Annotated in this window: 27 protein-coding genes and 2 pseudogenes; 18 read left to right on the top strand and 11 right to left on the bottom strand. The window is 73.6% G+C overall.

What is annotated here, in order from left to right:
* Position 1: 1 nt before the first annotated feature.
* Together ispF and ECOMGDLI_RS07105 are read right to left on the bottom strand one after the other, a co-directional pair.
* Entirely contained in the window at positions 2-499 is a 498-nt protein-coding gene (gene ispF / locus ECOMGDLI_RS07110) for a 2-C-methyl-D-erythritol 2,4-cyclodiphosphate synthase (protein ID WP_088315503.1), read from the bottom strand.
* Positions 500-523: 24 nt separating this feature from the next.
* A complete protein-coding gene (locus tag ECOMGDLI_RS07105) occupies positions 524-790 on the bottom strand; it encodes an HPr family phosphocarrier protein (protein ID WP_088282510.1) in 267 nt (88 codons plus the stop codon).
* Between the two features lie 269 nt (positions 791-1,059).
* Between ECOMGDLI_RS07105 and ECOMGDLI_RS07100 the strand changes: the two genes are divergently transcribed.
* From ECOMGDLI_RS07100 to ECOMGDLI_RS07045, 12 genes and pseudogenes are all read left to right on the top strand, one after another.
* Positions 1,060-2,157, top strand: a complete 1,098-nt coding sequence (locus ECOMGDLI_RS07100) for a thiamine pyrophosphate-dependent dehydrogenase E1 component subunit alpha (protein WP_088315501.1) — start codon at positions 1,060-1,062, stop codon at positions 2,155-2,157.
* Between the two features lie 128 nt (positions 2,158-2,285).
* Positions 2,286-3,230: an alpha-ketoacid dehydrogenase subunit beta gene (locus ECOMGDLI_RS07095; protein ID WP_088315549.1), complete on the top strand. Its 945-nt coding sequence runs from the start codon at positions 2,286-2,288 to the stop codon at positions 3,228-3,230.
* The gene (locus ECOMGDLI_RS07090; protein ID WP_088315499.1) at positions 3,230-4,510 is read left to right on the top strand and encodes a biotin/lipoyl-containing protein; all 1,281 of its coding nucleotides are present in this window, start codon (positions 3,230-3,232) and stop codon (positions 4,508-4,510) included. The genes ECOMGDLI_RS07095 and ECOMGDLI_RS07090 overlap by 1 nt, the downstream gene beginning before the upstream one ends.
* 245 nt (positions 4,511-4,755) lie before the next feature.
* Positions 4,756-5,838, top strand: a complete 1,083-nt coding sequence (locus ECOMGDLI_RS07085) for a sugar-binding transcriptional regulator (protein WP_088315546.1) — start codon at positions 4,756-4,758, stop codon at positions 5,836-5,838.
* Positions 5,835-6,263 (top strand): transcriptional regulator GutM, encoded by a 429-nt coding sequence (locus tag ECOMGDLI_RS07080; protein WP_088315497.1) that lies wholly within the window; start codon positions 5,835-5,837, stop codon positions 6,261-6,263. Before ECOMGDLI_RS07085 ends, ECOMGDLI_RS07080 begins: the two co-directional genes overlap by 4 nt.
* A 61-nt stretch (positions 6,264-6,324) precedes the next feature.
* A complete protein-coding gene (locus ECOMGDLI_RS07075; RefSeq protein ID WP_088315495.1) occupies positions 6,325-6,954 on the top strand; it encodes a PTS glucitol/sorbitol transporter subunit IIC in 630 nt (209 codons plus the stop codon).
* Between the two features lie 29 nt (positions 6,955-6,983).
* Positions 6,984-7,496: pseudogene (locus ECOMGDLI_RS07070) on the top strand (PTS sorbitol transporter subunit IIB); the annotation flags it as partial.
* A gap of 207 nt (positions 7,497-7,703) precedes the next feature.
* The gene (locus ECOMGDLI_RS07065) at positions 7,704-8,078 is read left to right on the top strand and encodes a PTS sorbitol transporter (RefSeq protein WP_088315491.1); all 375 of its coding nucleotides are present in this window, start codon (positions 7,704-7,706) and stop codon (positions 8,076-8,078) included.
* 62 nt (positions 8,079-8,140) lie between these two features.
* On the top strand, positions 8,141-8,542 hold the full coding sequence (locus ECOMGDLI_RS07060; protein ID WP_158220923.1) for a PTS glucitol/sorbitol transporter subunit IIA: 402 nt from the start codon (positions 8,141-8,143) through the stop codon (positions 8,540-8,542).
* Positions 8,543-8,729: 187 nt separating this feature from the next.
* Complete coding sequence (locus tag ECOMGDLI_RS07055; RefSeq protein WP_088315487.1) at positions 8,730-10,061, top strand: NAD(P)H-dependent oxidoreductase; 1,332 nt, start codon at positions 8,730-8,732, stop codon at positions 10,059-10,061.
* A gap of 99 nt (positions 10,062-10,160) precedes the next feature.
* Positions 10,161-10,472, top strand: coding sequence for a hypothetical protein (locus tag ECOMGDLI_RS07050; RefSeq protein ID WP_088315485.1), 312 nt, complete (start codon positions 10,161-10,163; stop codon positions 10,470-10,472).
* A gap of 65 nt (positions 10,473-10,537) precedes the next feature.
* Positions 10,538-11,311, top strand: a complete 774-nt coding sequence (locus tag ECOMGDLI_RS07045) for a 2-C-methyl-D-erythritol 4-phosphate cytidylyltransferase (RefSeq protein WP_198954634.1) — start codon at positions 10,538-10,540, stop codon at positions 11,309-11,311.
* A gap of 86 nt (positions 11,312-11,397) precedes the next feature.
* Here ECOMGDLI_RS07045 and ECOMGDLI_RS07040 read toward each other — a convergent pair whose 3' ends face one another.
* Positions 11,398-12,783, bottom strand: a complete 1,386-nt coding sequence (locus tag ECOMGDLI_RS07040) for an aspartate aminotransferase family protein (RefSeq protein ID WP_088315483.1) — start codon at positions 12,781-12,783, stop codon at positions 11,398-11,400.
* Between the two features lie 255 nt (positions 12,784-13,038).
* Here ECOMGDLI_RS07040 and ECOMGDLI_RS07035 point away from each other — a divergent pair, with 255 nt between their 5' ends.
* Positions 13,039-13,431 (top strand): PPOX class F420-dependent oxidoreductase, encoded by a 393-nt coding sequence (locus tag ECOMGDLI_RS07035; protein ID WP_088315481.1) that lies wholly within the window; start codon positions 13,039-13,041, stop codon positions 13,429-13,431.
* 12 nt (positions 13,432-13,443) lie between these two features.
* Here the strand turns inward: ECOMGDLI_RS07035 and ECOMGDLI_RS07030 are convergent, their stop codons facing one another.
* From ECOMGDLI_RS07030 to ECOMGDLI_RS07020, 3 genes are all read right to left on the bottom strand, one after another.
* The gene (locus ECOMGDLI_RS07030; protein WP_088315479.1) at positions 13,444-13,908 is read right to left on the bottom strand and encodes a hypothetical protein; all 465 of its coding nucleotides are present in this window, start codon (positions 13,906-13,908) and stop codon (positions 13,444-13,446) included.
* Positions 13,909-14,019: 111 nt separating this feature from the next.
* Positions 14,020-14,610 (bottom strand): hypothetical protein, encoded by a 591-nt coding sequence (locus tag ECOMGDLI_RS07025; protein ID WP_088315541.1) that lies wholly within the window; start codon positions 14,608-14,610, stop codon positions 14,020-14,022.
* 57 nt (positions 14,611-14,667) lie between these two features.
* Positions 14,668-15,507 carry a hypothetical protein gene (locus ECOMGDLI_RS07020; RefSeq protein ID WP_088315477.1) on the bottom strand — a complete coding sequence of 280 codons (840 nt, stop codon included), beginning with the start codon at positions 15,505-15,507 and terminating at the stop codon, positions 14,668-14,670.
* Between the two features lie 181 nt (positions 15,508-15,688).
* Between ECOMGDLI_RS07020 and cysS the strand changes: the two genes are divergently transcribed.
* The 3 genes and pseudogenes from cysS to rlmB all read left to right on the top strand — a co-directional run.
* Positions 15,689-17,128 (top strand): cysteine--tRNA ligase, encoded by a 1,440-nt coding sequence (cysS, locus tag ECOMGDLI_RS07015; RefSeq protein ID WP_088315475.1) that lies wholly within the window; start codon positions 15,689-15,691, stop codon positions 17,126-17,128.
* A pseudogene (locus tag ECOMGDLI_RS36720) lies at positions 17,128-17,357 on the top strand (23S rRNA (guanosine(2251)-2'-O)-methyltransferase RlmB); the annotation flags it as partial. The gene cysS and the pseudogene ECOMGDLI_RS36720, both read left to right, overlap by 1 nt.
* A gap of 1 nt (position 17,358) precedes the next feature.
* Positions 17,359-18,099, top strand: a 741-nt coding sequence (gene rlmB, locus ECOMGDLI_RS07010) for a 23S rRNA (guanosine(2251)-2'-O)-methyltransferase RlmB (protein ID WP_233153346.1), incomplete at its 5' end; no start/stop codon positions are given.
* Between the two features lie 21 nt (positions 18,100-18,120).
* Here rlmB and ECOMGDLI_RS07005 read toward each other — a convergent pair.
* On the bottom strand, positions 18,121-18,765 hold the full coding sequence (locus ECOMGDLI_RS07005) for a hypothetical protein (protein WP_143447551.1): 645 nt from the start codon (positions 18,763-18,765) through the stop codon (positions 18,121-18,123).
* A gap of 220 nt (positions 18,766-18,985) precedes the next feature.
* Here ECOMGDLI_RS07005 and ECOMGDLI_RS07000 point away from each other — a divergent pair, with 220 nt between their 5' ends.
* Together ECOMGDLI_RS07000 and ECOMGDLI_RS06995 are read left to right on the top strand one after the other, a co-directional pair.
* Positions 18,986-20,311 carry a GNAT family N-acetyltransferase gene (locus ECOMGDLI_RS07000; protein WP_088315470.1) on the top strand — a complete coding sequence of 442 codons (1,326 nt, stop codon included), beginning with the start codon at positions 18,986-18,988 and terminating at the stop codon, positions 20,309-20,311.
* Positions 20,312-20,325: 14 nt separating this feature from the next.
* Entirely contained in the window at positions 20,326-20,853 is a 528-nt protein-coding gene (locus ECOMGDLI_RS06995; RefSeq protein ID WP_198954633.1) for an arsinothricin resistance N-acetyltransferase ArsN1 family A, read from the top strand.
* A gap of 22 nt (positions 20,854-20,875) precedes the next feature.
* Here ECOMGDLI_RS06995 and ECOMGDLI_RS06990 read toward each other — a convergent pair whose 3' ends face one another.
* Genes ECOMGDLI_RS06990 through ECOMGDLI_RS06975 form a run of 4 tightly spaced genes read right to left on the bottom strand, consistent with a single transcriptional unit; the run spans position 20,876 to position 24,787 of the window.
* Complete coding sequence (locus tag ECOMGDLI_RS06990; RefSeq protein WP_088315537.1) at positions 20,876-22,132, bottom strand: DUF4032 domain-containing protein; 1,257 nt, start codon at positions 22,130-22,132, stop codon at positions 20,876-20,878.
* Positions 22,133-22,150: 18 nt separating this feature from the next.
* Positions 22,151-23,149 carry an ATP-binding cassette domain-containing protein gene (locus ECOMGDLI_RS06985; RefSeq protein WP_088315468.1) on the bottom strand — a complete coding sequence of 333 codons (999 nt, stop codon included), beginning with the start codon at positions 23,147-23,149 and terminating at the stop codon, positions 22,151-22,153.
* Positions 23,146-23,988, bottom strand: a complete 843-nt coding sequence (locus ECOMGDLI_RS06980; protein ID WP_233153345.1) for an ABC transporter permease — start codon at positions 23,986-23,988, stop codon at positions 23,146-23,148. Before ECOMGDLI_RS06980 ends, ECOMGDLI_RS06985 begins: the two co-directional genes overlap by 4 nt.
* A complete protein-coding gene (locus ECOMGDLI_RS06975) occupies positions 23,981-24,787 on the bottom strand; it encodes an ABC-2 family transporter protein (RefSeq protein ID WP_088315466.1) in 807 nt (268 codons plus the stop codon). Before ECOMGDLI_RS06975 ends, ECOMGDLI_RS06980 begins: the two co-directional genes overlap by 8 nt.
* Positions 24,788-24,883: the final 96 nt, after the last annotated feature.

Below are 24,883 nucleotides of genomic sequence, written 5' to 3'. Positions count from 1 at the left end.
GTCAGCCCACCGGGACGACGAGCGCCGTCGCGATCGCCGCGACGCCCTCGCCGCGGCCGGTGAGGCCCAGCCCGTCGGTCGTCGTCGCGGACACCGTCACCGGCGCACCGCACGCGGCGGACAGCGCCGCCTGCGCCTCGGCCCGTCGCGGCCCGATCTTCGGCCGGTTGCCGACGACCTGGACGGCGACGTTGCCGATCTCGTAGCCGGCCGCCCGGACCCGGCGCGCGGTCTCCTCGAGCAGCGCGGCCCCGGGCGCCCCGGCCCAGCGCGGGTCGGACGTGCCGAAGTTGCTGCCGAGGTCGCCGAGGCCGGCCGCGGACAGCAGCGCGTCGCAGCAGGCGTGCGCCGCGGCGTCCGCGTCGGAGTGCCCGGCCAGGCCGGTCTCACCGGGCCAGTCGAGCCCGGCCATCCGCATCGGGCGCCCCGACGCGGGATCGGCGAACGCGTGGACGTCGACGCCGATCCCGGTCCGGGGCAGCGGGTACGCAGGGGTCACGGGACCAGGGTGCCGGACGCGCGATCAGGCGTCGTGGTCGGTCCCCAGCAGGGTCACGAGGTCGTCGAGGACCTGGTCGGCGTTCGCGCCCTCGGCCTCGATCGTCACCTCGTCGCCGTGACCGACGTTGAGCGTGAGCACCGACAGGATGCTCGAGGCCGGCACCGGGGCGCCGTCGCCCTTGCGGATCGTCACCGGGATCCCGGCTCCGGCCGCGGCCTTGGTGAACAGCGCCGCGGGGCGGGCATGCAGCCCGACGCTCGACGCGATGACAACGCTGCGCTGCGGCACTGCGTGCTCCTCTCCGGTACGGACCTGGGGGGCCCGACTCTCGCACATCCTGGCGTCACGTCCAGCCCGTCGGCGTGACGGTCTGCCCGGACCGACGTGACGGTGCGCTCACACGTGTGCGCGCCGTCCGCCGATCGGCCTGCCCGGACCTCCCGGCCCGGGGCCAGTGGCCTTGTCGTGACGTGAGTCACCATGCTGCAATACACACGAACGTGAATGCAATCAGCACATTCGTGCAGACGCAGCACGGAACGATGACGGAGGAATCCATGACGGAGCTCGCAGAGGCGCCCGCGGCGTCCGACGCCGGCGCCGCGGACCCGCGCTGGGCCCGCGAGGCGCTCCTGACGATGTACCGGATCCGGCGTTTCGAGGAGGCGGTCGACGACCTCTTCGCCCGCGGCATGATGCACGGGACGATGCACCTGTCGATCGGCCAGGAGGCCAGCGCGACCGGCGTCTGCGCGGCGCTCGCCGAGGGCGACCTCATCGCCTCGACGCACCGCGGTCACGGGCACTGCATCGCCAAGGGCGCGGACCTGCTGCCGATGATGGCCGAGCTGCTCGCGAAGGACTCCGGCTACTGCCGGGGCCGCGGCGGCTCGATGCACATCGCGGACGTCGCCAAGGGCAACCTCGGCGCGAACGGCATCGTCGGCGGTGGCATCCCGATCGCCGTCGGCTCGGCGCTCGCGCAGAAGCTGCGCGGCACGGGTGCCGTCGTCGTGTGCTTCTTCGGGGACGGCGCGACGAACGAGGGCGCCTTCCACGAGGCCGCGAACCTCGCCGCGATCTGGCAGCTGCCCGTCGTCCTCGTGTGCGAGAACAACAAGTACGGGATGAGCTTCTCGACCGAGAAGTCGATGCACGTCGCGACGGTCGCCGAGCGCGCCGCCGCGTACGGGTTCCCCGGCGTGCGGGTCGACGGCAACGACGTCGAGGCGGTGTTCGCCGCGGCGACCGAGGCGGTCGCCCGGGCCCGCAGCGGCGGCGGCCCGACCCTGCTGGAGACGATGACGTACCGCTGGAAGGGCCACAGCAAGAGCGACAAGAACCTCTACCGCACCCGCGAGGAGATCGAGCAGTGGCGGGCCGACGACCCCATCGCCGACTTCGAGGCCAAGATCCTCGACGCCGGGTCGCTCTCCGTCGAGGACCTCGAGGCCGTGCGGACGCAGGCCCGTGACGAGGTGCGCGACGCCGTCCGCCGGTCGATGCAGGCCCCGGACGCCGACCCGCGCGCCTTCCTCGCCGACCCCGCGGCCGCGGTGTTCGCCGCGCCGCTCGGCTCGCACGTGGCCGGTGCGCCGGCCGTCGAGCCGCATGGGCTCGGCACCGCCCTGGACGCGACGGAGGAGTCGAAGTGACCGCCACGGTCGAGCACAGCAACGGCACCGCGGCCCCGGCCGCCTTCGGCTACGTCGCGGGCTCCGCGCCCGCGGACGCCACCGCCGGCGAGCGGGTCATCACGTACAGCGAGGCCGTCCGGGAGGCGATGGGCCAGGCGATGGCCGCCGACGACCGGGTCGTGCTGCTCGGCGAGGACGTCGGCGTGTACGGCGGCGCGTTCGGCGTCTCGGGCGACCTGCACGGCCGCTTCGGCGGGGAGCGGGTCCGGGACACCCCGATCTCCGAGCTGGGGATCGTCGGTGCCGGCGTCGGGATGGCGCTGTCCGGGCTGCTGCCGATCGTCGAGATCCAGTTCTCGGACTTCACGTGCCAGGCGATGGACCAGATCGTCAACCAGGCCGCGAAGATCCACTTCATGCTCGGCGGCGCGGCGCACGTGCCGCTCGTGCTGCGCGCGCCGGGCGGCTCCGGCACCGGTGCCGCGGGCCAGCACTCGCAGAGCCTCGAGGCGTGGTTCGCGCACACCCCGGGCCTCAAGGTCGTCATGCCGTCGAACGCGGCGGACGCCAAGGGCCTGCTGCTGTCCGCGATCGACGACCCCGACCCGGTCGTCGTCCTCGAGCACAAGCTGCTCTACAAGACGTCCGGGCCGGTCCCGGTCGAGCCGGTGCGGGTGCCGATCGGCAAGGCCGCCGTGCCGCGCCGGGGGACCGACCTGACGATGGTCGCGACCGGCGTCATGGTGAGCCGCTGCCTCGAGGCGGCGGCCCGGCTCGAGGCGGACGGCGTCTCGGCCTCCGTCGTCGACGTCCGCACCCTGACGCCGTTCGACGCCGAGACGGTGCTCGGCGCGATCGACGAGACCGGACGGGCGCTGCTCGTCCAGGAGGCGCCGCGGCACGTCGGCTTCATGAGCGAGGTCGCGGCCCGGATCGCGGAGTCGGAGTCGCTCTACCGGTTGCTCGCGCCGGTGAAGCGGCTGTGCGGCCTGGACACCCCGATCCCGTACGCGCCGCAGCTCGAGCGGTCCGTCGTGCCGCAGGTCGACGACGTCGTCGCCGCGGCCCGGGCGCTGGCGGTGGTCGGCTGATGTCCGTCGCGCACCGGGCACCCCTGCGGATGCCCAAGATGTCGATGACCATGGAGACCGGTGAGCTCACGGTCTGGCGGGTCGCCGTCGGGGACGTCGTCGCCGAGGGGGACGTCGTCTGCGAGGTGCTCACCGACAAGGTCGACATGGAGGTCGAGGCACCGGCCACGGGGACGGTCGTCGAGATCGACGTCAACGTCGGCGACTCGGTGCCCGTCGGGACGCCGCTCGCGTGGATCGAGACCGAGTCCGACAGCCTCATCGAGGACCTCTTCGGGGCACCGGACGCCGCGCCGGCCTCGACACCCTTTGCCGAGCCCGTCGCCGAGCCCGTCGGTGGACCCGCTTCGGTGCCCGTCGAACCCGCGCCCGCGCCGAGGGCATGGGGCGGTCCGCCGCCGGCGCCCGCGCCGTCCGGCCCGGTCCTCGCGATCCCCGGGGCCCGGCGGCTCGCCGCGGCCGAGGGGCTCGACCTGTCGTCCGTGGCCGGTACCGGGCCGAAGGGCGCGGTCATGCTCGGGGACGTCCGGACGGCGCTCGCGGCGCAGTCCGCGGCGGTGCCGGCGGCGGTTCCGGCGGCGGTTCCGGTCGTGCCTGGCGGGCCGCCCGCCGGGGCGGCCACGGTGCAGCCGTCCGGCACGGCGGCGCAGACGGTGTCCCCGCCCCCGCAGGAGGCGTCCCACGACGCGTCCCCGGACGCCCTGTGGGCCCTGCGGGCGGCAGCGCTGGCGCCGCGCCCCGAGGAGGCCGCCACCCCCGGTGCGGTCGTCTGGCGGGACGTCACGTTGCAGGCGGGCCCCGCACCGTCCGAGGTGGCGGTCCTCGCGCGGGTGGTGGCCGGCGTCGCGGCCGCGCTCGCGGACGCCGGGCCCGTCGCCGTCCGGGCCAGGCCGCGGGTCGGGGTCCGCGTGACCACCCCGGCGGGTGCGGTGACCCTCACCGTCGCGGGGGCCCAGGCGCTCGCGCCGGCGGACCTCGAGGACCTCGTGGCCCGCGGGCTCGCCCAGGCCCGCGAGGGCCGGGTCGACGTCGCGTTCCTGGCGCCGCCCGACGCCGTCGTCGTCGTGGTCCCGGACGCCGACCGGGTCGCGGCCGAGGTCGTCGCCCCGGCGGCGCTCGCGGTCGGGGTCGGGGCCGCCGCGGACCGCGTCGTCCCCGTCGGCGAGGGCCTCGGCGTCCGCACAGTCGTGAGCATCAGTGCGACGGGGGTCGCCTGGGCCCGCGGCACCGACGTCCTGGCGCGCGTCCTGACCACGGTCGGAGGCCGTCTGCCGGCGTGAAACAGGCCCTTCACGGTGCGTGAACGCCGTCCCGGTCGCCCCCGCTCAGGAGCGGGGCGATCGGGACGCGGCGGACCGGCGCGCCCGGGCAGGGTCACCGTCGGTGACGAGCGCGCGACGATGTCGATCTCCGGGCGACGACGGGTCCGGAGGTCGGCCAGGAAATGTCCTCGCAACACTCTTGACTGTGACTGCGGCCACACGCTTTAGTGCACATAAATGAGCCCTACCGAACGGATGTGCAGATGCCAGCCCCTCGTGACCCCGACCTCCTGGTCAGGGCCGCTCGCTTGTACTACGAGCAGCGGCTCTCCCAGGACGACGTGGCGCGTGCGCTCGGCACCAGCCGTTCCAACGTCTCGCGGATGCTCACGGCCGCCCAGGAGCAGGGCATCGTCGAGATCCGGATCAACGACCCGGCCGGCCGCGTCCCCGAGCTCGAGCGGGCCCTCGTCCAGCGGTTCGGGCTCGAGGCGGCCGTCGTCGCCGTCCGCCCGAGCGACCCGGGGATGCGCCCGCTCGACCGGGTCGGGGCCCTCGCGTGGCAGTGGCTGCGCAGCGAGCTCAAGGACGGCATGACGCTCGCCCTCTCGTGGGGCAGATCGGTCCAGTCCGTGGTCTGGGCGGCCCAGGCCGAGTCGCCGATGTCCGTCGAGGTCGTCCAGCTCGTCGGGGGCCTGTCCTCGGTCGCGTCCGAGATCACCGGCCAGGAGCTCGTCCGCGAGCTCGCGACCCGGATCGGGGCGCAGTACCGCTACCTGCACGCGCCGGCGGTCTTCGAGTCCTCCACCGCGCGCGACGCGATGCTCGCCGAGTCCAGCGTGCAGAAGGTGCTCGAGCTCGCCCGCCGCGCCGACATCGCCGTCGTCGGGATCGGCACGGTGAGCCAGGGCTCGTCCGCGGCGATCCTGCGCTCGATCCGCCTCGACGACGCCGAGCGCGCCGAGTTCGAGACGGCGCAGCCGGTCGGCGACCTCGCGGCCCGGTTCTTCGACGCCGACGGCCGTGAGGTCCGCGGCGCGGTCCACGACCGGGTGCTCGCCGTGACCCTGGACGACGTCCGCAACATCCCCACGGTCGTCGGCGTCGCCGCCGGCCGGGAGAAGGTCGAGGGCCTGCGCGCCGCCCTGCACGGCCGGCTCGTCGACGTCCTCGTGTGCGACGCGGCCGCGGCGCGCGGGGTGCTCAACGCGGAGACCGCGGGCGCGGCACGGCGTGCCGAGGGCGTGGGGCAGCGTTCGCTGGCCGCCCACGGCCCGGCCCCCCGGTCGGTCGCGGCGACGTCCCCCGTCGCGGCGCTGGCCGCCAACGGAAGGAGCGCGACGTGATCGAGTACGGCCTGTTCTTCGGGGCCCTCGCCGCGGCGATGGCGCTCCAGCTGTGGAGCGCGTCCCGGCAGAGCAAGGACTTCCTCGCCCAGGTGAACCAGCTCCGGGGCCGCGGCACGGTCGCCGTCGGTCTCGGCGGTCGCAGGCTCGTCGGCCGCAAGGCCTACGTGGCGCTCGCGACCAGGGAGGGCCGGGTCGTCGACGCCCTCGTCCTGCGGGGGCTCACGACGTTCGCCCGCGGCAAGCAGGCCGAGCGTTACGTCGGCCTCACGCTCCGCAAGCTCGCCGGCGACGCGTCGATCCCCGGGATCGACGCGATCGAGCGGCAGGCCGCCCGGCAGGCGGCCCAGACGTTGAACGCCTCCGGTGGGTGGCAGCCCACCGGAGGCGTCGAGCAGGGAAAGGAGAAGGCACAGCCCGCCTAGGAGCCACGACCAAAGTGATCCACGTGACGGCACAGTCGCCGTCCGATCCCCAGGAGTCAGTATGTCATTCTCGGCACTTGCCGCCCTCGTGGCGGCGGAACCGACGGTCGCGCCGCCCTCGGGTTTCTGGGGCGTGCTCGCCAACTGGGCGAACGCGTTCATCGACACCTTCAAGATCGGTGGCGAGAACTTCGTCGGCCTCGTGACCGGCATCATCCCGACCCTCATCGTCCTGCTCACGGCCGTCAACGCGCTCATCCGCTGGATCGGTCCGGACCGGATCGACCGCGTCGGTGAGATGGCCGCCCGCCCCGGGCTGCAGTACTACCCGATCCGCTACCTCGTCCTGCCGGTGCTCTCGGTGTTCATCCTCACGAACCCGATGGCGTACACGATGGGCCGCTTCCTCCCGGAGCGGTACAAGCCCGCCTTCTACGACTCGGCGGTCTCGTACGTCCACCCCATCACGGGCATCTTCCCGCACGCCAACGGTGGCGAGCTCTTCGTCTACCTCGGCATCGCGGCCGGTATCCAGACGCTCGGTCTGCCCCTCGGTGACCTGGCTCTGCGCTACCTGCTCGTCGGCATGGTCGTGATCTTCATCCGTGGCGTCCTCACGGAGTTCATCACGGCTCGGATGATGGCGCGCCGCACCGCGAGCGACGCCGCGAACGCGGAGGCGGTGGCCTGATGGAGACCATCAACAAGACCCTGGTGACGATCGGCCGGTCGGTGGGTGGCGTCGTCGGCGTCCTCTACCAGGCGGGCCGCGACACCATCGACATGGTGATCCGCAACATCCTGCCGTTCATGGCGTTCATCAGCGTCATCGTCGGCATCATCAAGAAGACCGGGGTCGGCGACAAGCTCGCCCACCTCATCGAGCCGGCCGCCGGCTCGCTGCCCGGCCTGCTGCTCATCTCGGTCTTCTGCGCGATCCCCGTGCTCTCGCCGCTGCTCGGCCCGGGCGCCGTCATCGCCCAGATCGTCGGCGTCCTGCTCGGCGAGCGGATCGGGGCCGGCAACATCCAGCCGCAGTACGCCCTGCCCGCGCTCTTCGCGATCAACCCGCAGGTCGGCTGCGACTTCATCCCCGTCGGCCTGGCCCTCGGCGAGGCCGAACCCGAGACGGTCGAGATCGGCGTCCCCGCCGTTCTCTTCTCCCGTCTCGTCACGGGTCCGCTGTCCGTCGTCATCGCCTACCTGGCGAGCTTCGGGCTGTACTCCTCATAGCACCAGCCGGCCTGCTGCGAGGCCGCCGTCGGCGGCCTCGCAGCAGGGACCGGCTCCGTGGCAGCGGAGTCCGGTCCGCGTCGACGGCGCAGCCGCGGGGGCCACTCCCGCACCGCCCGACCGCGCGCCCCAGGGCCACCCGGCCGAGCACCAGCACCGCATCACCGACAGTCATGACAACGACGACGTACCACCAGGAGGTTCCCCGTGCCGGGTCCCTACAAGAAGGTCAAGATCACCAAGGGTCGTGGTGGCTGGGGTGGCCCCCTGACCATCCAGCCGACGGACAGCAGGCCGCTCATCTACTGCGTCACCGGTGGTGGCATCCACCCGGTCGCGCAGCGGATCGCCGACCTGACCGGCGGTGAGGTCTTCGACGGCTTCAAGTCGTCCGCGCCGTTCGACAAGATCGCTGTCGCGGTCATCGACTGCGGCGGCACCGCCCGCGTCGGGGTCTACCCGATGAAGAAGGTGCCGACGGTGGACATCCACGCGACGAGCCCTGCCGGCCCGCTCGCCATGTTCATCACCGAGGACCTCTTCGTGTCGGGCGTCAAGCCCGACGACGTCGCGGAGGCGTGATGTCGACCCCGCCCGCAGGCCGTCCGGACACCGCTCCGGCGGCCGGGGCGGGGGAGGCGGACGTGGCGACCGACGAGGCCGTGCCCGCGGACGGTGTGCGCTACTCGACCGTGGTCACCGCGGTCGGGGCGCTCATCCCCGAGTTCCGGGCCCAGGGTCTGCTCGTGTTCTTCAACGAGACGGCACCTGAGGAGCTGCACGACTTCTGCCTGCTGCACAACCCCGGCGTCGTCCACTCGATCCCCCGCCCCGGGGACGTCGTCGAGCTCGACGGCTCACCCTTCGTCGTCACGTCCGTCGGGGACGTGGTCAACGAGAACCTCATCCGGCTCGGACACATGAGCCTCAAGGCCGACGGCTCCACGACGGCCCCGCTGCCCGGCGACGTCTGCGTCGAGGTCGGCGAGCTGCCCGAGCTCGGTGTCGGCAGCACCATGCGCATCCTCGCCCGCCCGGCGGACTGACCGGCGGGGGCGCCCCGGCCCGACGACGTGCCGGGGCCGCCCCGCCGGCCGCCGCCGCGGCCGTGGCCGCGCGCACAGACCCGGGCGACGACGTCACGGCAGCGCCGCCGGCGCACGTCGCACCCTCCAGGCCCCGACGGCACGCTCGCCGAGCGCGACCGGGGCCGAACGAGACAGAGGAGTCATCATGAGCTACCGCGAGCGGCTGCTCGCCCGCCAGCGTGAGGTCGGCCGGCCCGTCCGGGTCGCCCTCGTCGGTGCGGGGCAGATGGGCCGCGGGCTCGCCGCGCAGGTCGGGCGGATGCCCGGTCTGCAGGTGAGCGTCGTCGCGGACGTCGACCCCGGCCGGGCCGAGGCCGCGTTCAAGGACGCCGGGGTGGACGAGGTCGTCGTCGATGACGGCAGCCACGCCTTCGGCGAGATCGCGCGTGCCGTCGACGACGGCAAGCACGTCGTCCTGCGGGGGGCCGAGTCCGTCGCGAGCCTGCCCGTCGACGTCGTCGTCGACGCCACGGGCGTGCCCAACGTCGGGGCCGAGCTGACCCTGGCCGCGCTGCTCAACGGCAAGGACGTCGTCGGGCTCAACGTCGAGTCGGACGTGACGATCGGCATCCTGCTCGCGCAGATCGCCCGGGCGACCGGGCAGGTCTACACGATCGCCCGCGGTGACGAGCCGGTCGAGACGAAGAAGCTCGTCGACTTCGCCCGCGACCTCAACTTCGAGATCATCTGCGCCGGCAAGGGCAAGAACAACCCGTTCCGCCCGCACGAGACGCCGGACAGCCTCGAGGCCGAGGCGGCCGCGAAGAAGATGAACCCGAAGATGCTCTGCGAGTTCGTCGACGGCTCCAAGGCGATGATCGAGATGGCGTCGCTGGCGAACACGACCGGGCTCGAGGTGAGCCGGCGCGGGATGTACGGTCCCGAGAGCACGGTCCCGACGCTGCACGAGACGTTCCGGCTCAAGGAGGACGGCGGCGTCCTGGACCGTCCCGGCGTCGTCGACTACTGCACCGGGCCGGTCGCGCCCGGCGTCTTCGTCGTCGTCCGCTCCGACCACCCGTACGTCGTCCACGAGATGTCGTACCTGAGCATGGGCGAAGGGCCGTACTTCTCGCTGTACCGGCCCTACCACCTCGCGAGCATCGAGGCTCCGCTGTCGATCCCCGAGGCGGTGCTCGACCGCACGCCCAGCCTCATCACCGAGGCCTGGACGGCGGAGGTCGCCGCCGCGGCGAAGAAGGACCTCGCACCCGGCGACACCATCGACGGCATCGGTGGCTACTGCGTCCGGGGCATGATCGAGGACGCCGCGATCGCCAAGGCGGAGAGGCTCGTGCCGCTCGGGATCCTCAACAAGGCCAAGGTCGTGCGGCCCGTCGCGCGGGACCAGGTGCTCACCTACGACGACGTCGAGCTCGACGAGTCCTCGACGGTCGTCATGCTGCGTCGCCTCCAGGACCGGCTGCTCGCGGGCGGCGGCCTGCAGCTCGAGAGCGCCCTGCGCGGCTTCGCCTGAGACGCGTCCGGCGCCGTCCCCCTGCCGAGGGACGGCGCCGGCGCACAGGTGGGCGACAATGACCGTGAGCGGCGAGGCGTGAGCCGGGGAGGTAGCCCGATGGTGAGCAGCACGACCGACCTCACGTGCGTCGCGTGCGGGCAGGAGTGCGAGCACGAGCTGGTGGTCGTCGGCCGGCTCCTGCACTCGACCCGGTGCACCGCCTGCGGCCACGTCGTCCGCCACGAGCAGCGCGACCTCATGTCCGCCTACCTGCGTGACCTCGAGCACCGGCTCCTCACCAAGCCGCAGCGTCTCGTGCGCCGTGCCGTGAGCGAGCCGCTCACGTTCCTGATGGGCCTGCCCGGTGCGGTGCTGCGCCAGCCGGGCAAGATCGTCGAGGAGCTGAAGACGGTCCTGCGCCCGCGCTGACCGCGTCGGGTGGTCTTCACGGGGTCGGGGACGCACGCGACCCCGTGCGGATCTATCGTCGTGGCGTGCCCTCGACCCCCTCCGCCGGTCTCGGGCCGTTCCTGCGTCGGCGCCGGCCGCGCGGCACGGCCGCGGCCGTCGTCCTCGCCGGGGGCAGCGGGACCCGGGTCGGGGCGGGGCTCAACAAGGTCTACCTGCCGCTCGCCGGTCGCCGGGTCGTCTCGTGGTCGTTCACGTGGGCCGGGCAGGTGAGCGAGATCGGCCGGTTCGTCCTCGTCGTGCGCCCCGAGGACGCCGAGCTCGCGACACAGACGCTGCGCCGCGAGGCCGCGCACCTCAGGGTCGACGTCGTCGTCGGCGGCGGCACCCGGCACGAGTCCGAGGAGGCCGCGCTCGCGCACCTCGCGCCCTCGATCGGCAGCGGCGACGTCGACGTCGTCGCGATCCACGACGGCGCCCGGCCGCTCGCCGGCCCGTCCCTGTGGCGCTCCGTCGTCCAGACCGCGGCCGCAGTCGGCGGTGCGGTCCCCGCGCTGCCCGCGAGCGGCGTCCTGCCGGTCGGGGACGACGGCCACCCGGTGCCCCCGCGCGGCCAGACTGAGGGGCTGACCCGGGTGCAGACGCCGCAGGCCTTCCGGGCCAAGGACCTGCTCGCCGCCTACGACGCCGCGCGCGAGGTCGGCTACCAGGGCACGGACACCGCCTGCAGCGCCGAGTCGTTCTCCGGCCTCGTCGTCCAGGCCGTCGCCGGCAGCCGGACGAACCTCAAGGTCACCTACCCGCACGACCTCTTCCTCGCCGAGCGGCTCCTCGCCGCGGCGAAGTACCGCCTCGCCTGACCCCGCTCATGCTCACGGCCGGTACCGTTCCGGCCGCTGTGACGGGGCCGGAACGGTACGTACCGCGAGCATGAGCGGCTCGTGGGTCAGCTCGTGAGGTCGTGCGCGAGCTCCTCGAACGCGGCGATGAACTGGTCGCAGTCGGCGATGGTGTGCTGGATCGACAGCGTCCACTCCTCCTCGCGGCCGGGCGTCATGAAGACGCCGCGGTTGAGGTTGTAGAGCCACGCGAGGTCCGCGAGCTCGCCGTCCTGGTGCTCCTTGAAGGTCTCGTAGTCGACGACCTTCGTCGGGGAGAACGTCACGCAGCCCTTCGAGGCCACGCCGACGGCGTAGCCGGGCAGGTTGTACTTGTCGACCACGGCCTGGCAGCCCGACACGAGGTGCTCGTTGAGGGTGTCGAGGTGGGCGTAGGCGGCCGGCGTCATGACCTCGAAGAGGTTCGCCCGGGCGGCGGCGACGCCGAGCGGGTTGCCGTTGTACGTGCCGACCTGGAACACAGAGCCGTCCTCGACGACCGAGAACACGTCCTCCGAGCCGCCGATGGCGCCCATCGGCAGACCGGCGCCGAGCGCCTTCGCGAGGGTGACCATGTCGGGCTTGACGCCGAACCGCTCCGTGGCGCCACCGGCCGCGATGCACAGACCGGTCTTGACCTCGTCGAAGATGAGGACGATGCCGTGCTTGCGCGTGATCTCGCGGACCGCCTCGAGGTAGCCCGGCTCGGGCAGCACGATGCCGAGGTTCATCATCGCCGCCTCCATGATCACGCAGGCCGGCGCGCGGCCCTCGGCGACGAGGCGCTCGATCCGGCGCTCCATGGCCGGGGCGTCGTTGAAGGGCACGGCGACGGTCATGTCCGCGACCGACTGCGGGATGCCTGCGCCGTACGGCAGCGAGGCGAGGTTCTCCCGGTCGCCGATCTTGTCGTAGGGGACGCCGATCGAGACCATGACGTAGTCGTGGTGCCCGTGGTACGAGCCGAAGATCTTGACGATCGTCTCGCGGCCCGTCTTCGCCCGGGCGATCCGGATGGCGTCCATCGTCGCCTCGGAGCCGGAGTTCACGTAGCGCCAGCGCGGCAGGTCCCAGCGCTTCTTGAGCTCCTCGGCGACGACGATCGCGTCCTCGGTCGGGGCCGCGAAGTGGGTGCCGAGCTCGAGCCGGTTCGTCACCGCGGCGGAGATCGCCGGGTGCGCGTGGCCCTGGACCATGGAGCCGAAGCCGTTGTGGAAGTCGACCATCCGGTTGCCGTCGACGTCCCAGACGTACGCGCCCTCGCCGCGCTCGAGGTAGATCGGCCACGGGTCGCGCATCTGGTAGGACGACGCGACGCCGGCGGAGAGGGTCTCGCGGGCCCGCTCGTACATCCGGGCCGAGGCCTGGGTGCGCTCGTCGAGCCGCGTCGCCTCTCGCGCCGTCAGCTCGGCGATGCGCGCCCGGTCCAGGGCGATCGGGGTGCGGGTGGTCATTGCGTCCTCCAGGGGGTGGGCGGCGGCCACGGCGGCCGCGCCTCGGACTTCGCTCAGGGTGAGAGTGTGACTGATCCGGGGCGGGTTTGGCTACCGTCAGCAGCCGCCGTACCTGTCGGGATCGGCTGTCCGTGACGGTCCTGCATGCGGATTTCACTGCCGCGAGTGCTCTTGATCTTCGGAAAGCGCACTGCTGGACGACGCGCTGGAGGGGCCTCGCGGACCCTGCGGCGGCGGCCCGGTAACGTCCGCCCCATGTCTGCATCGCTGCCCGAGACGGCCCGTGACCTGCTCGATCGCCCGGAGTTCGCGACCGTCGCGACGATCGAGCCCGACGGGCAGCCGCACCTGTCGGTCGTCTGGGTCGGCCGCGACGGCGACGACGTGCTCTTCTCGACGCTGCGCGGCCGGCGCAAGACGAACAACCTCGAGCGCGACGGGCGCGCGACGGTGCTCGTCTACCCCAAGGACGACCCGTACAAGTACCTGGAGATCCGCGGCACGGCGACGCTCACCGACGACCCGGACGCCGCCCTCATCGACGCGATGTCGCACAAGTACGAGGGCGAGCCGTGGACCGGCGGCAGCCCCGGCGACCAGCGGGTCGTCGTCCGGGTCACGCCGACCAAGGTCGTCTGGTACGCCTGAGGCCGGCCCACGTCACCGTCCGCAGGCCTCGTCGCCCAGCACCTTGCACAGGCTCTCGTCCGCGTTGCCGTTGAAGTCGCCGTTGAACGTCTCCGCCCCCCAGGACACCGCCAGGGCGACCGCGACGGCCGCGACGACCGCCTCGACGGCGACGACGGCCGACCTCAGGCCGTGCCGGTGGGCCTGGGCCCACGACGTGCCGTGCTCGCGGGCGACCCGGTGGGTGGCCCGGGTCCCGCTGGCGACCCCGGCGAGCGCCGTGACGGCGAGGATGCCGAGCACCACGGCGACCGAGCGCAGCCCGGCCTGGGCGAGGTAGAGGGCCAGGACGGCGAGCGCGCTGGCCTGGGTGAAGGCGGACATCCAGGTCGCCTGCGGGGCGGCCTTGCCGGAGCGCCACCACAGTCCGACCTGGGTGGCGACGAGCAGCGCGGCGGCGGCGACGAGCAGCAGCTGCTCGATCCGCGTCTGGTCCATCGTGCCTCCCGCCCGTCGAGGGAACTCCTGCTGTCCCTGTCGGCGCGGGGCGGGCGGACCTGGAGGGTCCTTGGTCTCGTCGTCCGGCGGTGCGGGCTGCCGCCGGACGGTCTACCGCCGGACGACGACGAGGCCGGCGAGCGCGGCGCCGAGCGTCCCGAGGGTCTCGTCGCCGAGGGTGTCGGTGTACGCGGTGCCCAGCTCGGTGCCGTGCCGGATGAACGTCCACCACTCGCCGAGCTCCCAGCCGATCGCGAGCGCGGCGCCGGTCCCCGTCACCGCGAGCCAGAGCGCCCATCGCGGCCGGACGTCGGCGCGGGCCATGAGGAGCCCGAGGCCGAGGGTGAGGAAGAACCAGTTCACGAGGTGGTTCGCGTCGTCCCACCACCAGACCCGGTCGTAGAGGTCGAGGGTGTTGCCGGTGACGTCGACGAGGAAGGGCAGCATGACCCAGCCGAACGCCGCCCACGGCGCTGCCGGCCGGTCGCCCGCCGGACGGCGCCGCGCCGCGAGCCACCACAGGCCGGGGACGAGCAGCATCATCGCGGGGTAGGCGACGAGCCGGGCGCCGAACGCCTTGCCCTCGAACTGCTCCAGACCCGGCAGGAAGGTGGCCGCCGCGAGCTGGGCCACCGTGGCCCCGAGGACCGTGGCCGTGAGCGTCGCGGGGAGCCTGCTGCCGGCTCGTGTGCTGGGTGCCATGGCGGACCAGCCTGCCGTGCCGGCAGGCCGGTCCGCCATGTCATCGGCCCGGGCGTGTCAGTGGTGGCACATCCGGGGCATGTACGCCTTGGCGTCCGCGAAGGCGTCCTCGCGGTACCCCGTCGCCCATGCGTGGTCGAGGTTGCTCAGCGACGCCGAGACCCCGATCCCCACCTCGAACTTGCTCGCGTCGAGCCCCGCCTCGAGCCCCCACTCGACACCCCAGGTCGACCAGGTGTGCAGGTACCCGGCGTTGATCGCCTTGCCGGCCTTCAGGCATCCCGTGTTCGCCGGGTTGCCCCAGACGTCGATGGTGTAGCTGCGGGTCTTGAGGTTGTACCAGAACGTCGTGCTGCCGGTGGTGCTCGTGTAGGTGCGCGACGGCATGAAGCCGGTGCGGCAGCTGCCCCCCTCGGAGATCACGCGACCCGCGCTGTTCTTCGTCACGTAGTAGGAGGGCGTGAGCCGGTCGTCGAGACCGAACGCGGTGTAGAAGTAGTCGTTCGCGGCGACGGTGTTGCGCTTCACGCCCGAGTCGGAGGTGAGCGTGCCGCAGGAGTCGTACGTCCGGACCCGCCCGTAGTCCCAGGTCATCGCGGCGCCCGTGTTGATCCACAGGGCGTCGTCGCTGCCGATCTGGGAGGCCGTGCCGCCGCCCTTCGGGTAGCAGTACTTGGTGCTGCCGGCGCACGTGACCGCCCAGCGGCCGGTGATCTTGAAGTGGTACCGCTTGCGCTTCGTGTCGTAGCCGACGTACACGGGCTTGTCCGTGTCGACGTCGACCCGCGGCGCCGCGCTCGCCGGTGCGGCCACCGCGAAGGCCAGGCCGGTCGCAGCGACGGCGACGGCGACAGCAGCTGCGACCCGCCTGCGGATCGCCCCCCGGAACAGCGTCATGAGTGCCCTCTCCGATGAGATCCGTCGGCCCGGGACCGGGCCGGTCGTCGACGGTAGGGGGTGACGACGCTCTTGATCAACAGGGTCCCGCCGGGCGGGCGGCGGCGACGGCCCGGTGCGGGCGGCGTCCGGCCGGCGTTACCCGGAAGAAGGTCCGGCGATGCGCCGGTAACCTTGACAGGTGAGCCTTCGACTGTTCGACTCCGCCACCCGGCAGGTGCGGGACTTCGTCCCGCTCGTCCCCGGTCAGGCCGGCGTCTACGTCTGCGGCGCCACACCGCAGTCGGGCCCGCACATCGGGCACATGCGCTCGGCCGTCGTCTTCGACGTCCTGCAGCGCTGGCTCGAGCGCTCGGGGTACCGGGTGACCCTCGTCCGCAACGTCACCGACATCGACGACAAGATCCTCGCGAAGTCGGTCGAGGCGGGCGTCCCGTGGTGGCAGCACGCGCTGACGTTCGAGCGCGAGTTCGCCGCGGCCTACGACAGCGTCAACGTCACCCCGCCCACGTACGAGCCGCGGGCGACCGGGCACGTCACCGACATGGTCGACCTCATCCAGCGGCTCGTCGACGCCGGTCACGCCTACCCGGCGGCCGACGGGTCGGGCGACGTCTACTTCGACGTGCGCTCATGGGCGCAGTACGGCGAGCTGACGAACCAGGGGCTCGACGACATGGAGCCCGCCGGGGACGCCGACCCCCGCGGCAAGCGCGACCCGCGCGACTTCGCGCTGTGGAAGGGTGCCAAGGCCGGTGAGCCGGCGACGGCGTCCTGGCCGACGCCGTGGGGCCGCGGCCGCCCGGGCTGGCACCTGGAGTGCTCGGCGATGGCGACGCGGTACCTCGGACCCGAGTTCGACATCCACGGCGGCGGCCTCGACCTGCGCTTCCCGCACCACGAGAACGAGCAGGCCCAGTCCCGCGCCGCCGGTGACCCGTTCTCGCGGTACTGGATGCACAACGCCTGGGTGGTGCAGAGCGGCGAGAAGATGAGCAAGTCGCTCGGCAACACGATGAGCATGGAGGCGCTGACCCGGCAGGTGCCCGCGGTCGTCGTCCGGTACCTGCTCACGACGCCGCACTACCGCTCGAACATCGAGATCGTCGACGGGTCCCTCGAGGAGGCCCGGACGGCCTACGAGCGCATCGAGAACTTCGTCGTGCGCGCCGCCGAGGTGCTCGGGGCGGTCGTGACGGACGCCGCGCTCGCAGACGTCGCGCTGCCGCAGGGCTTCGTCGACGCGATGGACGACGACCTCGGCACCCCGGCGGCCGTCGCGGTGCTCCACGAGACGGTGCGCGCGGGCAACTCCGCGCTCGCCGCCGACGACAAGGACGGCGCGCTCACGGCGGCGCTCGCCGTCCGGGCGATGGCCGACGTGCTCGGCGTCGACCCGCTCGACCCGCACTGGCGGGGCACCGTGGGCGGGCGTGCCGAGGACCGGCTGCGGACGGCGCTCGACGCGCTCGTGCGCTCCGAGCTCGACGCCCGCACGGCGGCGCGTGCCGCGAAGGACTTCGCGACCGCGGACGCGATCCGCACCCGGCTGTCCGCAGCCGGCATCACCGTCGAGGACACTCCCGGCGGCGCACGATGGACTCTCGAGGAGAAGGCCTGATGGCCGGCAACAGCTCCCGGCGCGGCGCAGTGCGCAAGCCCGGGTCGAAGAAGGGCCCCGTCGTCGGTTCCGGCGGGCAGAAGCGTCAGGGGCTCGAGGGCAAGGGCCCGACCCCGAAGGCGACCGAGCGCACCAAGCACGTCGCGGCGAAGCGGGCCGGGGCGGCGTCCAAGCGGACGTCGGCCGGTGGCGGCGGCCGCACGACCGGGGCGACCCGGGGCGGGAGGGCNCCCGAGTACGTCGGTGGCCGCAACCCGGTCGTCGAGGCGCTGCGCGCGGGGGTCCCGGTGCGGGCGCTCTACGTCGCCTCCCAGGTGGCGGCGGACGAGCGCGTCAAGGAGGCCGTCAAGATCGCCGGCCAGATGGGTCTGCCCATCCTCGAGGTGAGCAAGGTCGACCTCGACCGGATGACGAGCGACGGCGTCCACCAGGGCGTGGCGATCCAGGTGCCCGCGTACGACTACGCGCACCCGGACGACCTGCTCGACCTCGCCTACGACGCCGGCGCCCAGCCGCTGCTCGTCGCCCTCGACGGCGTGACCGACCCGCGCAACCTCGGGGCCGTCGTCCGGTCGGTCGCGGCGTTCGGCGGCCACGGCGTCGTCGTCCCCGAGCGGCGCGCGGCCGGCATGACGGCGTCCGCGTGGAAGGTCTCCGCCGGTGCGGCCGCGCGGATCCGGGTCGCCCGCGCGACGAACCTCACCCGCGCCCTCGTCGACCTGCAGAAGGCCGGCTGCTTCGTCGTCGGCCTCGCCGCGGACGGCGACCTGCCGCTCGACGAGCTCGAGGCGGCGACCGGTCCGGTCGTCATCGTCGTCGGCTCCGAGGGTAAGGGGCTGTCCCGGCTCGTCCGCGAGACCTGCGACGTCACCGTCACGATCCCGATGGCCGGGGTGATGGAGTCGCTCAACGCCGGTGTCGCCGCCGGGGTCGCGCTGTACGAGGTGGCCCGGCGCCGCGCCGCGGAGTGAGCCCGCGGGGGTGAACCGGGGTCAGTCCCGCGGGTGCTCCCGGTGCAGCCGGCCGAGCAGCCCGCGGCCCTCGCGGAGCATGTAGACGCCGTAGGCGGCGGTGCCGAGCGCGGTGCCGACGCCGACGGCGCTCCACACCGCCGGGACGGCGGCCCATGCCCCGGCGACGGCGGCGAGCCCGAGCGCGGCGACCGCGACGACCCACGACGCGATCCAGAGGTCGACCGTGCGGTCGAAGATCCGCGCCATCGGGTAGAAGTGCAGGCCGACGACCAGCGCGATCGCCGGGACCTGGTAGTCGACGTTGCCGGTGCGGGACAGGGTCGCGGCGACGACGAAGATCGCCAGCCCCTCGACGCCGAAGGTGAGGCCGTACGCGCGGCCGATCCGCCGTCCGCGGTCCGCCTCGACGGCGTCGGTGACCGGCGGGAACCGGCCGGCGTCGCGGAACAGCGCGACCGCTCCGGCGGCGAACGCGAGTGCCGCGGCGACGGCGAGGACGACGGGTCCCGTGGCCGCGGCGCCGGTCCAGCCGTAGGGCGCCAGGCTCGCCCAGCCGACGGTGAAGCCGGCCATGAGCAGCAGCCCGCCGGCCAGGCTCCGGACGGCGACCGGCGGCGGGAGCGCGGTGGTGGTCTGGTTCGTGGAGGTATCGGAAGTGGACATCACGGGCACGTTATCATCGGGTATGCGGTGATTTGCGACAGCGTTTCGAGACGACGTCACCCGGAGATGCGTCGTCCGGGTGCGGTGTCACGCCGGCGCGGCGTCCGCGGCGCCACCCCCGAGGTGATGCACCCACGGCCCGGACGGGTGCCCGCCCGCATCAGGACGGCCACCGGCTCCGCGCTTGCGCGCACGACGCCCGAGGCGGTGGGCTGGGCGCATGCTGATCCGGGTCGAGACCCTGCAGGACCGCGCGGCCGTCGAGGCGCTCCACGGCGACGCCTTCGGGGACGACGTCGTGCCGGCGCTCGTGGCGGCGCTGCGCACCGGGGAGGGGTTCGTCCGGCGGTACTCCCTCGTCGCGGACGACTCGGACGACCCCGAGCGGCCGGACGTCGTCGGGCACGTCATGCTCACCCGGGTCCCGCTGGAGGCGCAGGACGGGTCGGCCCGTGAGGTGCTGTGCCTGTCGCCGCTCGGGGTGCGCCCCGACGCGCAGGGGCGCGGGGTCGGGCGTGCGCTCGTCGAGGCGGCGTGCGCGGCGGCCGACGCGGACGGCGAGCCGTTCGTCGTGCTCGAGGGCGACCCGGCGATGTACTCCCGGTTCGGGTTCGTCGCGGCGGCCGGGCGGGGACTGCGCCGGCCGTCGGAGCGGACGCCGGCCGCCGCCTTCCAGGTGCGCGGCCTGTCCGCCGACCGGCCCGACGACCCCGCGCTGCGCGGCCGGGTGCTCTACCCCGACGTCTTCTGGGAGCTCGACGCGGTCGGCCTGCCGATGGACGGGCCGGCCTTCCTCGACACGCTCGAGCAGGCGTGCCGCGACCTCGAGGCCCGGGTGCGGGCCGAGGACGGCTCGCCGGACACCGCTGCGCTCGTCACGCCCGTGCCGGCCTGCCCGGGCTGGGACGTCGCGGACGTCGTCCGGCACCTCGGCTTCATCCACCGGTTCGTCGCCGCGTGGGTCGCGGGCGGACGTCGCCCGCGCCCCGCGACGGTCGCGCAGCCGGCGCCGGACGCCGCCCCGGCCGAGCTCATCGCCTGGTTCGCGGCCGGCTGGCGGTCGCTCCAGGAGCTCCTCGACGACCGCGGCGCCGACACCCCGACGGCGACCTGGTCGCCCTGGGACGCGACGTGCGGGTTCTGGCGCCGGCGGATTGCGCACGAGGCCGCGATCCACGCCCTCGACGTCGCGCAGACGTTGCCGGACAAGGCATCCGGCGTCTGGTGGGTGCCGGACGACGTCGCGCTCGACGGCGTCGACGAGGTCGTCCGGCTGTGGCTCGGCACCCGTCTCGGCGCCGAGGCCGGCGGCACCGGTGAGCTCGTCGCCCTCGTCGCGGGCGATCGGCACTGGACCGTCGGGCTGCACGGCGGGATCACCGAGACGCACGAGGTGCCGACCCCGGCCGACGCCACGGTGACCGGTGCGCCGTCCGCGCTCTACACCTGGCTGTGGGGCCGCGGCCGCGAGGACGACGTGACGGTCACCGGCAGCCCCGCCGCGGTCGCGGCGCTGCGGGCGGCGCTGACCTGCGCGATGCAGTGACCGGGCGCGACGCGGTGAGCGGGCGCGATGCACTGAGCGGGCGCGACGCACCGGACGGGCTCGTCGTCCGCCCGATGACGGCCGCCGACGCGGAGGCGGTCGCGGCGATCTACACCCAGGGCATCGAGGACCGCACCGCGACGTTCGAGACCGCGCCGCGGACGGCGTCCGACGTCGCCGGCTGGCCCGACCAGGGCCCCGTCGTCGTCGTGGAGCGCGACGGCGCCGTCGTCGGCTGGGCGTCGACCTCCGCGTACCGGCCGAACCGGGCCGCGTACGCCCACATCCGCGAGTTCTCGGTCTACGTCGACCGGGCCGCGCGCGGCGCCGGCGTCGGCCGGGTCGCGCTCACCGGCCTGCTCGCGCTCTGCCCGCCGGCCGGCGTCCGCAAGCTCGTGAGCCGGATCTTCCCGGAGAACACCGGCAGCCTCGCGCTGTGCCGCAGCCTGGGCTTCCGCGAGGTCGGGACGTACCACCGGCACGGCATGCTCGACGGCGCCTGGAAGGACGTCGTCGTCGTGGAGCTGCTGCTCGACGAGTGACCCGGCGGGCCCCGCTGCGCCGTCAGTCCGCGGGGCGGTCGGCGACGACCGGCATCTCCTGCGTGTCGACACCGAGCACGGCGGCCTCGTCGGGCTTGCTCGGCAGCACGGTGCCGACGTACGAGCGGACCGCGTCGAGCAGGCCGACGTCGTGGCCGTTCTGCTCGGACAGGTACCACCGGTGCTCGAGCACCTCGTGGAAGATCTCCGCGGGCTCGAGCTTGCCGCGCAGGTTCTTCGGCACGGCCCGGACCACCGGCTCGAAGCAGGTCTGCACCCACTCGTGCGCGACGGCCTCCTCGTCGTCCGCCTGCCGGCCCTCGGCGGCCTGGAAGGCGTCGAGGTCGTTGAGCAGCCGGCGGGCCTGGTTCTCCTCGACGTCGAGGCCGGTGAGGCGCAGCAGCCGGCGCGAGTGGTGGCCCGAGTCGACGACCTTCGGCTGGATGCTCACCGTCGTGCCGTCGATGTCCGTCGTCAGCGTGAGCTCGCCGACGTCGAAGCCGAGCTCGTTGAGGCGGCGGATCCGGGCGTCGACCCGCCACCGGTCCCCGGTCTCGAACGACTCCGGTGCGGTGAGCTCGGCCCACAGCGAGAAGTAGCGCTCGGAGAGCACCTCGCTGACCCGCAGCGGGTCGAACTCCTCGTCGAGGAAGCCCCCGGCCTGCAGGTCCATGACCTCGCCGGCGATGTTCATCCCCGCGAGCTCGACGTCGTACTCGCGCTGGCCGCGCGACAGCGTCTCGTGCAGGTCGCCGGTCTCGGCGTCGACGAGGTACGCCGCGAACGCGCCGGCGTCACGCCGGAAGAGCGTGTTCGACAGCGACACGTCGCCCCAGTAGAAGCCCGCCAGGTGCAGGCGCACGAGCAGGACGGCGAGCGCGTCGACGAGCCGGGTCGCGGTGTCGACCCGCAGCGTCTGGGAGAACAGCGCGCGGTACGGCAGCGAGAACTGCAGGTGCCGGGTGACGAGCGCCGCGTCGAGCGGTTCGCCGTTCACGTCGGTGCGGCCGCTCACCACGCCGACCGGCTCCACCGACGGCATCCCGAGCCGGCGCAGCACCCGCAGCAGCTGGTACTCGCGGCGGGCGATCGTCTCGTCGATCTCCTTGACGGCCAGGACGGCGCTGCCGAGCTTGACGAACCGGACGACGTGCCGCGAGATGCCGCGGGGGAACGCCGCCAGCCGCTCGGCGGGCCACTCCTCGAGCGGCGTGCGCCACGGGAGCCCGAGGATCTCAGGGTCGACCGAGGCGGCGGTGATCTCCAGGGCGGTAGCCATCGACCCCATTGTGCCGGGTCAGCCGTCGCGCTGCGCGGAGTAGAGGCGCCGGACGACGTCCTCGATGTCGGGCTCCTCGACGGCGAGGTCGCGTACGGCGACCCGGTCGGTGACGGCGGCGAGGACGGCGGCGACGGTCGTCGCGTCGGAGTCGACGGCGAGGCGCTGCCGCAGACCGCCGGCCTCGCTGCCGAGGTGGTTCGTGTGCGGGACGCCGACGAGGTCGCCGGCCGGCTCGTCGAGGTCGACGACGAGGACCCGCTGCGCGCCGACGAGCCGGGACAGCCCGTCGAGCGAGCCGTCGTAGGCGAGCCGGCCGTGGTCGACGACGAGCACGCGCGGGCACAGCCGCTGGACGTCGCCCATGTCGTGGGTCGTCAGCAGCAGGGTCGTGCCGTGCTCGGTGCGCTCGGCGACGAGGAACTCGCGCAGCCGCTGCTTGCTCACGACGTCGAGGCCGATCGTGGGCTCGTCGAGAATGACGAGGCGCGGCCGGTGCAGCAGGGCCGCGGCGACCTCCGCGCGCATCCGCTGGCCGAGCGAGAGCTGGCGCACCGGTGTCGTCCAGAACGGGCCGAGCTCGAGCTGCTCGCGCAGCTCGGCGGTGCGCGAGCGCTCGTCGTCCGCGCTCAGCTCGTGGACGGCGGCGAGGATCCGGAACGACTCCGCGACGGGCAGGTCCCACCACAGCTGCGAGCGCTGGCCGAAGACGACGCCGACCTGGCGCACGAGCGCGACCCGCTCCCGCAGCGGCGCCCTGCCGAGCGTCGTCGCCGTCCCCGAGGTCGGCACGAGGATCCCGACGAGCATCTTGATCGTCGTCGACTTGCCCGCGCCGTTCGCGCCGATGTAGCCGACAGACTCGCCGCGCTCCACGGTCACCGTGAGGTCGTCGACGGCGGTGAGGGTCACGCGCCGCAGGCCCTCGCGGCGGGTGAACCGCCGGGTGAGGCCCTCGGTGCGGATCGCCGGGCCGCTCTGCCGCAGGCCATCGGTGCTGCTCTGCGTACCGGTCATCCGCCCGCCCCCTGGTAGCTCCTCGTGCCCCATCGCCAGCACAGCATCGCCGCGCACCACGCCCACAGCGCTGCGACCGGCGTGCACCAGGCGAGCCAGGCCGGCAGCCCCGGCGGGCCGGGCATCCCGAGCACGGCGAGCACGGGCAGGTAGCCGCAGAACGCCATCGGGAAGACGTAGCCGAACACGGCCCGCACCGGGGCCGACCACACCGCCGCGGGCTGGGTCGCCGCGTAGCGCCCGCCGTAGACGAACGCGTTCGTCATCTCGTGCCCGTTCACGAGGAAGAACTGCAGACCGCCCGCCGTGACGTACTGCGCCGCGCTGATGGCCGTCGCGCTGACGAGCGCGAGGGACAGCAGGACGGCGGTCCGCGGGGTCGCGGGGACGTCCGCGGTGACGAGCCCGACGCAGAACGCGGCGAGCCCGACGACCGCACGGGACAGTCGCCGCAGGCTCAGCTCGCTCGTGACCACCTGCAGGAGAACGGGTTGCGGGCGCAGGAAGAACACGTCCAGGGTGCCGGACCGGATGAACTTCGGCAGCTCGTCGACGTGCCCGACGACGACCGAGGCGAGCGAGAACGCGAAGTCGGCGAGGCCGAAGACGAGGAGGATCTGGTGGAGATCGAGGCCGCCGAGCGCGTCGACGGTGCGGTAGAGCACGAGCACCTCGGCGAGCTCGACGAGCCCGATGACGCCCGTGGAGAACAGGTCCATCCGGAAGCTCGCCCGGTACGCGCGCTGGGAGCGGACCCGGGAGCCGATGACCGCGCGGTAGGGCCGCCACCGGTCCCGGCGGACGGCGGCCGGGGCAGCGGCAACGCCGGTGTCAGCCACCCTGCACCTCCAGCCGGCGCCGTCCGGCGGCGGTCAGCACGGCACCGGCGGCGACGGTCGCGAGCAGCCAGCCGACCTGGGCGGCCACCAGGCCGGCGGCGGACCAGCCGGAGACCCGGCCGGAGAGCACGTCGACCGGGTACATCATCATCGCGGGGAACGGCGTCGAGTACGCCGCGACCTGCAGCCAGCCGGGCAGCAGCCCGACGGGCACGAACAGCCCGGCGAAGAACCCGGACGTCACCATGTAGAGCACCTGCAGGCCCCGGGTCTCGACGAGCCAGAAGCCGCTCACCGCGACGAGGTACACCGTCGTCGCGGAGACCGCGATCGCGAGCAGCACCGACAGCGCACCGAGCAGATACCCGACGGCGGACGACGGCAGCGCGATGCCGACGAGCAGCGCCCCGATCGCGACGCTCGGCAGCCCGCGGGGGAGCAGCGCGAACAGGCCGCGACCGACGTCCCGCAGGCACGCAGCGGTCTGCACCGACAACGGCCGGAGGAAGTCGACGGCGACGTCACCGCTCTTGACCCGGTCGGCGAGCTCGGTGCGGCCGAAGAGGTTGACCGACCCGAGCATCCCCTGGGAGAGCCAGATGTAGGTGCTCATGATCTTCGCGTCGTACCCGGCGACCACCCCGCCCGAGGCGGCGACGGTCGCGGTGAGGATGCCGTACTTGAGGAAGCCGAAGGTCACGTTGGCGACGAGGCCGCCGAACAGGGCGAGCCGGTACGCGGCCGACTCGTGGACGCCGGCGACGACCAGCCGCCACCAGACCCGCCCCCTGCCCCGCACGATCGAAGGAGCCTACCCCCGGCCGGCCCGGAGCCCCGCGCTGCGCCGTCCGGGTGAAGATCGTGACCCCTGCCTTCGACGGCGCGCGGTGCATGC

The organism is Kineosporia sp. R_H_3, from assembly GCF_002198675.1.
In the GTDB taxonomy this organism is placed as follows: Bacteria; Actinomycetota; Actinomycetes; order Actinomycetales; family Kineosporiaceae; genus R-H-3.
This window is presented reverse-complemented; position numbering and strand designations above follow the sequence as displayed.